General features: G+C 60.5%; 11 protein-coding genes and 1 pseudogene. 6 read left to right on the plus strand and 6 right to left on the minus strand.

Annotation, left to right across the window (positions count from 1 at the left end):
• On the plus strand, positions 1-902 hold a 902-nt coding region (locus ACILSE_RS22235; RefSeq protein WP_395719645.1), incomplete at its 5' end, for a glycosyltransferase family 4 protein.
• Here the strand turns inward: ACILSE_RS22235 and ACILSE_RS22240 are convergent.
• Both ACILSE_RS22240 and ACILSE_RS22245 read right to left on the minus strand, forming a co-directional pair.
• Entirely contained in the window at positions 874-1,947 is a 1,074-nt protein-coding gene (locus ACILSE_RS22240; RefSeq protein WP_395719646.1) for an alpha/beta hydrolase family protein, read from the minus strand. The two genes, ACILSE_RS22235 and ACILSE_RS22240, sit on opposite strands and share 29 nt — an antisense overlap.
• A 44-nt stretch (positions 1,948-1,991) precedes the next feature.
• Positions 1,992-2,687, minus strand: a complete 696-nt coding sequence (locus tag ACILSE_RS22245; protein ID WP_395719647.1) for a zinc metallopeptidase — start codon at positions 2,685-2,687, stop codon at positions 1,992-1,994.
• 137 nt (positions 2,688-2,824) lie between these two features.
• On the opposite strand from ACILSE_RS22245, the gene ACILSE_RS22250 reads away from it, so the two are divergent.
• Together ACILSE_RS22250 and ACILSE_RS22255 are read left to right on the plus strand one after the other, a co-directional pair.
• Positions 2,825-3,556: a hypothetical protein gene (locus ACILSE_RS22250; protein WP_395719648.1), complete on the plus strand. Its 732-nt coding sequence runs from the start codon at positions 2,825-2,827 to the stop codon at positions 3,554-3,556.
• 92 nt (positions 3,557-3,648) lie between these two features.
• Positions 3,649-3,888, plus strand: a complete 240-nt coding sequence (locus tag ACILSE_RS22255) for an acyl carrier protein (protein ID WP_294381303.1) — start codon at positions 3,649-3,651, stop codon at positions 3,886-3,888.
• A 71-nt stretch (positions 3,889-3,959) separates the two neighbouring features.
• On the opposite strand, the gene ACILSE_RS22260 is transcribed toward ACILSE_RS22255, so the two are convergent.
• Positions 3,960-7,907 carry a PQQ-binding-like beta-propeller repeat protein gene (locus tag ACILSE_RS22260; protein ID WP_395719649.1) on the minus strand — a complete coding sequence of 1,316 codons (3,948 nt, stop codon included), beginning with the start codon at positions 7,905-7,907 and terminating at the stop codon, positions 3,960-3,962.
• A gap of 63 nt (positions 7,908-7,970) precedes the next feature.
• Between ACILSE_RS22260 and ACILSE_RS22265 the strand changes: the two genes are divergently transcribed.
• Positions 7,971-8,918 (plus strand): hypothetical protein, encoded by a 948-nt coding sequence (locus ACILSE_RS22265; protein ID WP_395719650.1) that lies wholly within the window; start codon positions 7,971-7,973, stop codon positions 8,916-8,918.
• Between the two features lie 18 nt (positions 8,919-8,936).
• Positions 8,937-9,761, plus strand: coding sequence for a lysozyme inhibitor LprI family protein (locus ACILSE_RS22270; protein WP_395719651.1), 825 nt, complete (start codon positions 8,937-8,939; stop codon positions 9,759-9,761).
• Here the strand turns inward: ACILSE_RS22270 and ACILSE_RS22275 are convergent.
• Complete coding sequence (locus tag ACILSE_RS22275; protein WP_395719652.1) at positions 9,693-10,565, minus strand: hypothetical protein; 873 nt, start codon at positions 10,563-10,565, stop codon at positions 9,693-9,695. The genes ACILSE_RS22270 and ACILSE_RS22275 overlap by 69 nt on opposite strands.
• Positions 10,566-10,730: 165 nt before the next feature.
• On the opposite strand from ACILSE_RS22275, the gene ACILSE_RS22280 reads away from it, so the two are divergent.
• Positions 10,731-10,988, plus strand: a complete 258-nt coding sequence (locus ACILSE_RS22280; RefSeq protein ID WP_395719653.1) for a VF530 family DNA-binding protein — start codon at positions 10,731-10,733, stop codon at positions 10,986-10,988.
• A gap of 20 nt (positions 10,989-11,008) precedes the next feature.
• On the opposite strand, the gene ACILSE_RS22285 is transcribed toward ACILSE_RS22280, so the two are convergent.
• Together ACILSE_RS22285 and ACILSE_RS22290 are read right to left on the minus strand one after the other, a co-directional pair.
• Positions 11,009-11,758 (minus strand): ABC transporter ATP-binding protein, encoded by a 750-nt coding sequence (locus ACILSE_RS22285; RefSeq protein WP_395719654.1) that lies wholly within the window; start codon positions 11,756-11,758, stop codon positions 11,009-11,011.
• An 8-nt stretch (positions 11,759-11,766) separates the two neighbouring features.
• Positions 11,767-12,693: pseudogene (locus ACILSE_RS22290) on the minus strand (excinuclease ABC subunit UvrA); the annotation flags it as partial.

A 12,693-nucleotide genomic window follows, 5' to 3' on the forward strand; every position in this document is an offset into this window, starting at 1 on the left:
CATCGCCTCCGCTGATCTCCGCGCTCGGCACGCTTGTGGCCATGATCAAGGGGGGAGCCGTGGTACCGTGGGTGATGGATTTGAATCCGGACGAGGCCGTGGCCGCTGGATGGTTCAAGGCAGGGGGAATGGCCGAACGGATCCTCACATTCATCCAGAACTGGAGTTTTCGCCGTGCTGCTCGCATCATCGCGCTGGATCGATTCATGGCGGATCGCCTGAAGGCGAAAAGCGTGGCTGCCGAGGTGATTCACACCGACGCGCCTTGGTCACACGATCAGGCGATCAGCTACAACGTTGCTGCGCGCGATGCGTTTCGCGCCGAACACGGGCTAACAGGGAAATTTGTGGTGATGTACTCCGGCAACCATAGCCCTTGCCATCCGCTGGATGCGGTGCTGGCCGCAGCCGATGAGTTGGAGACGGACGGTCAGATTCATTTCCTTTTTGTCGGCGGCGGCAGCGAGTTCAAGAAGGTCCAGGCCTTTGCGCGGGACAAGGCGTTGCGAAACATCACCAGCCTGCCGTATCAGCCGATGGAAAAGCTCTCCGGCTCGCTTTCGGCCGCTGATCTGCATCTCGTCGTGATGGGAGATCCTTTCGTGGGGATCGTGCACCCGTGCAAAATCTACAACATACTCACGCTGGGCATTCCATTCCTGTTCATCGGTCCGGGGGCCAGTCATGGCAGTGATTTGGCTCTGCGTTTGAACGACCCGGCCCATGGCCGTCTGGCACGCAACGGCGATGTCGCGGGAATCGTGAGCCAGATTCACGATGCGAAGGCGCTCGGACAGAGGCAGGTGAATGATGCGGCCAGGAAGCTTGGCGCGGAGTTTTCCCACGCGGTGCTGTGTCCGCGGCTGGCTCAAGTCATTGAACAGGCCGCAGGACGCGCCTGATCAGCTCGTAGCTGGCGAGGCGCTCGGTGTCGGGAAAATCGTGGTCGGAGTCGGGGTGGACGATTTGCAGGTGCGACTCCGCCTGGTGCAGCTTGAACAATGGCAGAGCTGCGTCTGCGATGCGGTCCACGCTCTGCCAGCGGAAGTTCGCGTCACGCAGAGGGGCGTTGACATAAACGTGGCGTGGCGCCAGGCAGGCGATGAGTTCGTAGAAGTCGAACGGCACATCCTGCGGCCTGCCGAGGTAATCACCCATCTTCGACATGTAGCGCTCCTGATTCCATCCTTTGATGTCACCTCCGTAGTAGTCCAGGAAGGAGTCAAAGCCGCAGCTTGAGACGACGACCTTGATGCGCTCGTCGAAAACGGCGGTGTAGATCGAGTTGTGGCCGCCGAGGGAATGGCCGATGACACCGAAACCATGCGAGTTGTCCACGAACGGTAGCGATTCGAGATAGTCGAGACCACGGATGTTGTCCCAGATGGCCTTCATGGTGCCGCTGGGCATTTTCAGAGCTTTCAAATCCGGCTGATACTCGGCCAGCAGGGGATAACTCGGCGCCAGTGTGACGAAACCACGTTCCGCGAGTTCCGCCGCATACTGCCGGTGAGGCTTTCCTCCGAGTCCGACGACGACCTTGTGGCCGATCTTGTTCTCGGTGGGATGCAAGCAGAGCACGGCGGGTGTTTTCGTGCCTTGGAGCGCTGACTTGGGTATGCAGAGATAGGCGGGAGCTTTTCCGCCCGGCTGTGAGGTGTAGGTGATGAGTCTGCGGACGTAGCCGCCGCAATCCGTTTCCTCGATCACCTGCGGATCAAGCGCGCAGCGCATCTCCGGGCCGGGAAGGGGACCCGCGACCTGCTGAAATCCCTCGAGCGCCTCCTTGCGCCTGTGTTCCCACTCCGCCGGAGTGGTGGCGGTTTTCTTCGTGCCGTCCGCGGCTTTGTATTCCAGCAGGTTCACGCGGCTCAGACCGCGAATCAGCGGGATTTCAGCGGCCTGGGAGTAAAACGGCAGGACGAGTGCAAAAAGAACGCGGCGCATGAGGTTCATACGCCGCGACACGGAGGAATTTTTGCCTTGGGCCGTTATTCCTCGTCACTCCTGCCTCCGACCATGTGCATGACGTAGTAAAGAAAGGTGCCGAGCGCGCTGATGAAGGCGGCAACGTAGGTCAGCGCGGCCGCATCGAGCACTTTGCTCATCGCGGTGGTTTCCTCGCCGGGGGCGATGGCGCCGGTGTGCGCGAGGATGCGCTTCGCACGGGCTGTGGCGTCAAATTCCACCGGCAGTGTGATCAACTGGAATAGCATCACCACGCCGAAGCAGAAGGCGAGCACGGGAATGGCGATCTTGGGAGCGATGTAGAACAAACCCAGGCCCGCGATGGGAATGATATTGCCAACGATGGTGGTGATGCCCACCGCCGCCATGCGCCACCGCAGCGGCGCGTAGAGCTGGTGATGCTGGATGGCGTGGCCTGCCTCATGAGCAGCAACGCCCAGCGCGGCCACATTCGTGCCATGGTAGTTTTCCTCGCAGAGAACCAGGGTCTTGTTCGATGGATCATAGTGATCGCTCAGAAGGCCGTGGGTTGATCGCACGGCCACGTCATGAATGCCGTTCAAGTCGAGGATGCGCTGCGCGATCTGCGCACCTGAAAGTCCGGAGCTGGCAGGGACCTGGGAATAGCGAGCATACGCGCCTTTCACGCGCCAGGAGGCAAAAAGTGAAAGCGCCATCGTGCCGAAGAATAGCAGGAGATAGAGAGGGTCGATAAACATGGGGATTCAGTGGGTTCTGTCGTCTTATACGCATCAATCCTCGCAAGGGAAGCGCGGACACGTTGCAAAACCGCGCATGATTTGTCACACAAAATCCCGTGTTGCACCGGAACGCGGCTGCGATTGAGTCAGGCACCATGGAATCATCCGCTCCATCCACGACCGATCCAGCCGAGCCCATCATTTGCCGCGTCACGCGCTGGTATTTCCGCCGCATGGGCATGCTGGCAGGCTTGTTGCTCGTGTTCGGGCTCGTCTTTCTCTACGACGGCATGCGCGGGTATCCGAAGTCTGTCGAGCTGGCAAAAAAGAAGGAGTGGTTCACCACCGAGTTCCTGCCCTCGTTCGACTCGGCGAAAAAGGAGGGACGGCTGGAGCAATGGATCGCGGATGCGAAGTCAAAGGGCCTTCCCACCGGCCAGGAGGGCGAACCGCCGCGCTGGGTGAGCTACGCCGCGCAGAACGGCTGGGAGGAGGATCCGAAGCTCTACAGCCAGCGCGAGATCGACGAGCAGTTCTGGTTTGCCTATGGCTGCATGGCGGCGGCTCTCATCACTGTGGCCGTGCTTCTGAAGAATCGCGGCAAGGTGCTTCGCGGCGAGTCCGACCACTGGGTCACCCCGGAAGGCGTGAAGATCCTTTACTCCGATGTGTTTCGCGTGGACAAACGAAAGTGGGAGCACAAGGGGCTTGCGTATGCCTGGCACAGGTCCGAAGGCTCCGAGAAGCGTGCGGTGATTGATGACCTCAAATTCGGCGGTGCCGACAAGGTTCTCGAACGGCTTTTGGTTCGCTTCAGCGGTGAGTTGATCGAAAAAGTCAGCGCGCCTGCCGACGATGGCGGCGCGCCTGCTGAGAACTCCAAATGAAGATGTTTCAGACCTGTTGAAAAAAGCCGGATTTTCCCCTTGCCAAAGCAGGGGCAGCCGCTAAACCTCCGCCGCACTTACCCCAACCCCTTATGGCAGAAAACATCACAGAAAAAGTCAGAGACATCATCGTTGAACAGCTTGGCGTGAACCCCGAGCAGGTCACCCCCGAAGCCAAGTTCATCGAAGACCTCGGCGCCGACTCCCTCGACACCGTCGAGCTGGTGATGGCCTTCGAGGAAGAATTCGGCATCGACGTTCCCGACGAAGAGGCTGAGAAGCTTCAATCTGTGGGTGACGTGGTTCGCTACGTTGAAGAAAACGCGGAGTAATTGCCCGTTTAAATCCAATCTCGAAAGCCAGGTGGTCATTCACCTGGCTTTTTTGTTTCTCAAAACGTCATTCACCGCTGCGCCACACCCTGCGTGACCTCCTTCGTGCCCGTTTTGAGGATCTCGATGCCGTTGAGGATCGGCTCGCCGGTCACGGGGATGAGTTCGACGGTCAAAAGCTCACTCGCGGGCACATGCTCGAAAACTTCGACGGCAGCTCCTTTTCGTGTCGCGGGGTCAAAGGCCTTCAAGACGACCTTGTCGCCGAGTTTCACGTCGAAGACGCGTTTTCCGGGCGCATCGCCCTCCAGCGCGGCAAACATCAGTTTCACGGTGTAGGTCGCTGGAGCGGCGTTTTGGGCCTGAACGGGGATGTCGAGCTTGGTGAGGCCACGCAGGCCGCTGGCGAAGATCCATGGCGTGTCGTGACCGGTGATGGTGAAGCTTTCGGCGTTGTAAGCGTAAGCGCCGCCGTCTTTCAGATACTGCGGTTTGAAATCGAGCGGCAGATCGATGCCTGCCCGACTGCTAGGACGCGGGTAGCCGAGCCAGAGCTTGCCATGCGCGTCGCGACGGTCGCCGGGAGCGCCGAGATTCAGCGCGAGGTGCTGCACGGGCAGCGGCGTTTTGCCATCGCCGCCATAGACGCCCCAGTTCATGCGATCCTCACGCGGCTCGAAGACGATGGTGCTGGCGATGGAGAAAAGGCACACGCAGCCGGCGCTGGCCTCGGGGATCATGACGAGGCCGTTGGCGGGAATCGTGTTGATCCAGCAGCCGAGGCGATGACCGGCAAAGTGCTCCGTGCCGCTGTCGCTGTCGCGATCGTAAAACGCGGTGAACTTCGAGCGGAAGAACATCATGTTTGGCGTCGCAGAAATGGCACCGCAGTGATGGCCGGGCCGCGCAAAGCTCCATGCGGTTTCCTCGCCGCTGATGGGATTGGTGCGCGTCTTCTGCTTGCCGGTGTAGAGATCGTAGCCCCAGGGCTCGGCCACGATGTCATCGCCGATCACGACGGGGCGATGGCGATAGTTCGCGTCCTTGGCCCACACCTTGCCGCCCTTCGCCGCGTCGAGCACCACAAGGCGGCGGCGCTTGAATTCACCGCTCAAAAACTGCTCCCAGTAGTGCCCGTTTGCGTTCGCACCGCCGAGCACGAGATGGCCGTTGCTATACATTAGCGTCAAAGCACCGCCGCCGATGCCGATCTCACTGCAATCGGTCACATCGACGGGATTCGCCCACAGCTTCGCGCCCGTTTTGGCATCCAGCGCCACCGCCATGCGTATGTCGTTGTTCTTCACGCGATCTTCGGCGAGCTCGCGCTCCTTGCCGGTGAGTTTCGCCAGCGCCGTCTTGTCCTCCGCGAGCATCAGATTGCGCTGCTCCGGCGTGAGCGAGGCATCGATGAAAAACACGCGTCCGTCGCCAATCGCCACCGTGGTGTGCGCGATGTGCTTGCCTTGATAGCTCCACGCCAGCGCCCCGGTCTTCACATCATACGCGAAGATGCGATCCGTCGAAATCGAGCCCGTTTTGCCGCGACGCGCGACTTCGCTGGCCTTTTCGACGCGTTCCGTCTCGGTGCCGTAGAGCAAACCGTCCGCGTAGGCGATGTAGCCCCACTCCAGGCCCTTCTTCGTGCCTGCGCCGGGGATTTTCAGCGTGCGCGTGATCGCACCCGTCGCCGCGTCGAACTGCACGCACTCATCGCCGAGCAGCATGAAGAGATGATCGTCACTCGCGGCCATGTTGCCAGGCTCGCGGGCGTTGTACACGCCGGTGCGCATGGCACCTGGGTTCTTCGTCTCCCAGAGGAACTGGCCGTTGTAAGCGTCGTAGGCCATCACGCTGTCCTCCCCTTGCACAAAGAGGCGGCCGTTCGTCGAAATCGGTCCCACCGCGCCATCGTGTCGGTTCACCACCTGCCCCGGACCGGGATCGCCATACCACAACACGCTCAGCCCGCCTTTGATGCGCTGGTCGTCCGTGCTCGAAGTGTTCGCCGCGTTGCCGTATTGATGCGACCACGAGCTCGCACCGGGCAAAGTGGAACGCGAGAGCACCGTCCAGCCATCGGCCTTCGTGATCGTGGCCTTTTCTTCGCTCAACTTCGTCTCCGCGAGCCACGCATCGCTCTTCGCATTCGTCGCAAAGCAGAACTTGCCGCCCACCGGCTTCAAATGCCGCGCCACGTCCTTCGGCACACCGCCGGGTTCACCAACGATGAGGTTCGCGAAGTAACTCGCATATGGAATCATCGCGAGGTCGAGATGATCGAGCGTGACGCGTGAGCCATAGAAGCCGGTTTGGAGCAAAGATTGCCTTCCAGTGGCCACTTTGGCCTCATCCGAGTTCACACCGAAAACGACGAGTTCGCTCTGTTTGGCGAGTTCATAGGCCAACGAGCCGTCATCGCCCAAAACGAGGCAAAAGCCTTTTTTGACGCCGGTTTGCTTCAAGATGGCCGCTGCTTCCCCACCCTTGCTCGAAATGAAGTTGGAGCCTGCGAGCATGGGCGAACCTTCTTTTTCACCAAACACATGCACGCGTCCTTTCGTCGTGCTGACGACGAGATGACCTTCCGAAACGGCCAAACCGCGTGCTTCGCCTTCCACCGCCAGTTTGGCGGTGATTTTGCCGGTTTCGGTGTCGATCACGATCACCTCGTCTTTGCCACCCGCGATCAATGACTTGCCCGCAAGGATCAGCGCCGATTGATGCGGTGATTCGAGCGTCCATTTCACGCCCACATCGGCTGCGATGGCAAGGTCGGCCTTGTGCTTGGCGCTTTCGTCCTGCTTCGCTTTGTAGGCGGCACGCAGCGGCTCGTATTTCGCCGCGATAGCCGCCAGCTCGGCGATCAAGGCTTGATCGCCCGGGGCCTTGCGTGCAGCGGCCTCGGCGGCTTGCAGCTTCTTCGCTTCGGCGAGGGCGGGATGCTTTTTCAGTTCCGCGCTGATCTTTGCGATGGCCATTTCATGCCCGTGACGAATGCGAGTGCCGTCCGCATGCTTGAGGCGATCCACCGCTGTGATCGTTTTGCCGTTCGCCATGTAGCCCATGTCGCCCGCGAGCGTCATCTGCGTGCCGGCGAACCATCCGAAGCCGCTTTTTTGCTTCTGCTGGTCCAGCGCGAGGATGTGATGCTCGCCCACCGAGTAGATTTGATCATCCGCGAGGAAGGCCTGCGTGCCGCCGATCTGCCCGCCCGCATCGCTGCGCCATCCCGGCTCCGGTTTGGCGATGTACTCGCCCGTTTTGCGATCAAACGACGCCGCCAGCGAACGCCCCGAAGGCACAAACAAGATGTCCTTCGTCGCGAGCAAGTAACCCTGCGGTGAGAGATCATTCCGCCCCGCGTCCTTCTCGCTGATCGCGTCGTTCTTCCAGATCACTTTGCCGGTCGCAGCCTCGACGGCATACAGATAAACCTTCTCATGCGGAAACACCCCCGCGCCGAAATACGCGATGCCCTCATCCACCAGCACACCCGTGCGCACCGGCCAGCGCGACACCATGCGCCCGCGAGCCAGAATGCGCTCATCATGCGGCCCCGCGCGGAGCTTCCACACCAGTTTCCCCGTCGCTGCATCGAGGCAATACGCGTAGCCATCATCCGAGCCGACATATACCTTCCCCTCAACGATCATCGGCGCGAGCCGCACCGGCGCATTCGTGAAGAACGACCACACCTCTTTGCCCGAAGCCAGCTCCCGGCACATCACCCGCCCATCCACCGACGAACCGAAGAACAACCGCCCACCGCTGATCGCCACGTGAAACACATCGTCAAAGCGGATGCGGTTGAACAGCTCATGCCCCTCGATCACCCGCCCATCCTCGCCCGCCCAGGCCATCTGCGGTGCCGACGGCGACGTGAAAGTCCACGCGGGCTTCAGCGTGCTAGGAAGGCTCTCCGTCGTCGCACCAACGCGTGAGGCATCGTGCAGGTAGGTGGGCCATTCGGCCAAAACAGCCGTGGAGAAAGCGAGGAGGCAAAGAAGCGGGCGCATGGTGGGACCAAAACGTTTGTTGAGTGGCGAATTCATCGAAAACGAGACGTATTGTGGCATCCCATGATGCGTGTTCTTGCCTTCCTCATCGCTGCCACTTCAGCGCTCGCCTGCTCGGTGCCGGTGTTTCGGTACGCGCTTGAGCATTGGGCTGCGGATGCTTATCGCGTGACGTTGCCACGTGGGAAGACGTTGAACGGCAATTTTGACGTCACGCACCATGAAACGAACAAGATCGAATTGCGGCATCCCAAGTCGATGCGAAGCAACGAGGTCATCTGGTTGGTGGACTATTCGGAGGCCAACGCGAAGCTGCTGACGGACTCTCCGGCGCGCAGCGAGATCGCAGAGCGACTGGGCGGTGGTGAGAGCGCAGTGTGGGTGCTTTTGGAAAGTGGTGATGCCAAAAAGGACGCCGAGGCGGCTAAGTTTCTCGACGATCGGCTCGATTATCTCGCCGGTGTCATGGAGTTGCCGAGGCTCGACGATCAGGACATCAAGAACGGACTCGTCTCGATCCCTGGCGATGGTTTGCGGCTTGCTTTTTCGACTTTGCGGGTGAGGCGCGACGATCCGGCCGAGAGCGCCTTCGTGGCGATGCTGCTGGCGAGCGAGGAGGATCTGCGAGAGTTCAAGGAACCGATGGTCTTCCCGATTTTCGGGCAGGGCAGGGTGCTTTACGCGCTGGTGGGCAAAGGCATCAAGGTGGAGACCATCGACAGCGCGGCGCAGTTTTTGATTGGCTCATGTTCCTGCCAGGTGAAGGAGCAAAATCCAGGCGTGGACTTGGTGATGGCGGTTGATTGGAAAAAGATGGTGAAGGAGCAGGCGATGCCTGGGCAAAAGCTGCCTGAACTAAGCCAGATCGCCGACTTGCTGCCGCAGACGGTGAAGATCGGTGCGGCGGAGTCGGAGCCGCCGGTGAAGTCCGATTGGCGGCTCGTGGCGGTGATCGTCCTCATCGTCGGATCAGCGCTGGCTGTGAAACGTTTTTGGACATGGCACAAGTGAGGCCGTATCCTGCGCTGCATGCGAAACACGTACTTATTCTCCGCCCTGTTGCTCGTCGCGGCATTGGTCATTCCAGGCTTTGCCCAGGATAAAAAGCTCACACCACAGCAGGCGAAGGCATTGTTTGAAAAAGCGGACAAGGCGCTGAACGAAGCCTGGGCGGCGGCGAAGAAGACGCTGCCGGAATCAGAGTTCAACAAGCTCAAGGAAGACCAACGCGGCTGGGTGGAGCACCGCGATTATCTCGCACGTTCGCCGATTTACGCAGGCGCGGAGGGGCATGACGAGCTTGCACTGGATTCTGCCGAATACCTGGAGGCCGCCGCCGGGCTGGCGGATGACCGCACCGCATGGCTGAAGGGGCTGGCGCGTGAATGGGGCGCTGAGGAGGGGCTCTCGGGTGTGTGGACGGACAGCTATGGCGGACGCATTGAGATTGTGGAGCAGGAAGGGAAACTGCATTTTATCATCGAATGCGTGCGCGGCCCGACCTCTCATGTCGGCGGTCTTGCGGGCATCGCGGCATGGAATGATCACATCGGCTGGTTCAGCGACAAGGGGCGCGAGGGAAAGGGCGATGATCCAGAGACAAATCTCAGCTTCATCTTGCGCGACCGCAGGCTGGAGGTCATCGGGGCGAGAACCGGCTTTTATCACGGAGCACGGGCCTATTTTGACGGGGAGTATGTCAAAACAGCTACTCTCAACGCGAAAGCACAAGCCAAGGTGACGAATGCAGCGAAGACGGGCGATATTCCGGAGGAATGCGGCGGATTAAACGGGCTCGTTGAGATCGAGGCCCAGTTTTTTGAGCTCCCATTCCTGCGCATTCCACGGGACTGACACCGGCTCGCCCACAGGCTTTTCATTCGCAAAGATTCCTGCGGAGAGCGGGCGGATGCGGCGGTGGGTGGCGTGCTTGTCCACAAGTGGCATGCCCTGCGTTTTAGGTGAAGGATTCTGCGCGTCCTTCTCCTCCTGCTTCCACTGCAGGGCCATCTGATGCAGCGCGACGATGCGATACCAGTGCCAGGGCTGCTCGCAGAGCACGTTCTGGCGGCACCAGTGCCAGTTGGCAAAGAGCTCCAGCTCCGCGGGGCGGATGAGAAAGCAGCGCACGCATTTGCGGCGCACGACTTTGCGGTCCTCGCAGGTCATGGCGAAGAGCCAGGTCTCCCGTGCAAAGGGTGTCGTCGCGAGATGACCGGCGATGTGGTTGAAGGCGTCATTCAGCACCTCAAAACCGAGCAGGCCCTCGGTGCGCAGCACGGGATTGCGCAGCGAGGTGCAGTCCGCCATCTCGCGCACGATTTTGCGCGCGGCGGGATTGTCATAGAGATCATTCACCGTCGTGCTCGGCATCAGATTGCGAAAGATGAGCACGCATTTGTCAGAGCCGGGCACGGCGGCGAGAAAGTGCGCCTGAAACAGCACGTCATCCGAGTCGCCTCGCTTCAGCCGGTCGAGAGCCCTCAGGTGGCGTCGAAAGAGCAGCAGCCAGCTTGCGAAGAAGCCGAGCAGGAAACCGATGAACTTGCCGGTGATCTCCGGCACCACGCGGTTCCATTCCAGATGCTTCAGCCAGTCCACCACCTGCTGCGCGTTCAGGCTGCTGATCCACTGGATGAATTCGTCGTAGTAGCTCATGGCGCGGGAGATCGGGTGGCGCGAAGGCTAGAAGGCAAATGTTCTGAAGGCAAGACACGACTCAGATGAAGAATCCGTCGCCATCTGAAAATCAGGAGGTCAAAACAAAAGGGCAAAGACGTGGACGATTGGATCCGCGCCGCTATCCTGAAACAAGTTTCCATCATGCACGCCGCCGGCCCCAAAAACCCCCTTCATGGCATCACGCTTGAGATGATGGTCACGCAGCTTGTTGCCCATTACGGCTGGGAGATGCTTGGGCGGATGATTCCCATCAACTGCTTCAACTGGAACCCCAGCATCAAATCCAGCCTGACCTTCCTGCGGCGCACTCCATGGGCGCGTGCGAAAGTGGAGGCACTGTATCTGGACTCGCTGCCGGACATGCAGCCGAAAAAGGAAGGCGGTTCTGCTTCTGAGTGAGCGATCAGGGTGTCACGCGGTCACAGGCGCTCCACATGCTTCAGATGCTCAGGCGGGGGATTCCGCTCATCGACATCATGCACCTCGAGGATCTTCCCATCGTCCATGCTAGCGATGCGGTTGGCGTGGTGGAAGATGCGGTTGTCGTGCGTCACGATCAAAACCGCGCGCTCCTTGCCGCGTGCGACGTTTTCGAAGAGTTCCATCACGACGTGGCCGTTTTTCGCGTCGAGCGCCGCGGTCGGCTCGTCGCAGATGATAAGATGAGGCTCATGCACCAGCGCACGTGCGATGGCGACGCGTTGCTGCTGCCCGCCGGAGAGCTGTGAGGGGCGGTGCTTGAAGCGATCCTCCAGACCGACCTGCGCGAGCACTTCTTTGGCGCGTTTTTCCGCTTTCGATGCCGCCATGCCCTGGATCAGCAGCGGCACGCTGACATTCTCCGCGCAGGTCAGGGTCGGGATCAAATTGAAAGACTGGAAGATGAACCCGATGTGCCTGGCCCGGAAGCGCGTGATGGCCGCCGTGGTCATGTGCCTCAGATCATGGCCCAGCACCTCCAATTCGCCCTCATCCGCCACCAAGGTGCCGGCGATGATGCTGATCAACGTGGTTTTGCCGCAACCGGAAGGGCCGACCAGCATCGTGATGTCCCCGCGGCGCACTTCGAGATCGATGTCCTTCAGCACCTGGAGCCGCGATCCGCCATCGCCGAAGCTTTTGGAGACGCCCTTCACATGGGCCGCGAGTCCGTTGGTGCTTGTGTTCATGATGATCGTTAATGTCTGTCCGTACGCAGGAAGCGGCCCGTCGGACTGTTCTCGTTTTGGGCGATCTGCTCCGGTGTTCCCGTGGCGACGATGTGGCCGCCCTCGCTGCCGCCACCTGGGCCGAGGTCGATGATCCAGTCGGCGCAGCGGATGACATCGAGATGATGCTCGATGACGATGAGGGTATTCCCGGCGTCGCGAAGTCGAAGCAGAACCTGGAGCAAGGTCTGAATGTCGGCGCTGTGCAGCCCGGTGGTGGGCTCATCGAGGACATAGAGCGTGCGTCCGGTGCTGCGTTTGGCGAGCTCGGTGCTCAGCTTGATGCGCTGGGCTTCGCCGCCGGAGAGCGAGGCACCGCTTTGGCCGAGTTTGACGTAACCAAGTCCCGTGTCCTCCAGCGTGCGCAGTTTGGGTGCGATGGCGTTGTTCTTATCAAAGAAGCGTGCGGCCTCGCTGACGGTCATTTCGAGCACATCGGCGATGTTTTTGCCTTTGAAGGTCACTTCGAGCGTTTCCGCGCCGTAGCGGCGGCCTTTGCACGCCTCGCAGGTCACATAGACATCAGCAAGGAAGTGCATGTCGATCTTGACCGAGCCATCGCCCTCGCATTTCTCGCAGCGGCCGCCGGGCGTGTTGAAGCTGAAGCGTCCGGCATCGTAACCGCGCACACGGGCGAGCGGAAGCTGGGCGAACAGCTCGCGGATCGGCCCGAACGCGCCGGTGTAGGTGGCGGGGTTCGAGCGCGGACTGCGGCCGATGGGCGACTGGTCAATGACGACGACTTTGTCGAGATGTTCGAGGCCGGTGATGCGCTCATGCGTGCCGGGAATATCCTTGGCATCGTAAAAGTGTCGCCGCAGGGCGCGCATGAGGATGTCATCGACCAACGTCGATTTTCCGCTTCCGGAAGGGCCGGTGACGCAGGTGAAGCTGCC

The organism is Prosthecobacter sp., assembly GCF_044236155.1.
In the GTDB taxonomy this organism is placed as follows: domain Bacteria; phylum Verrucomicrobiota; class Verrucomicrobiia; order Verrucomicrobiales; family Verrucomicrobiaceae; genus Prosthecobacter.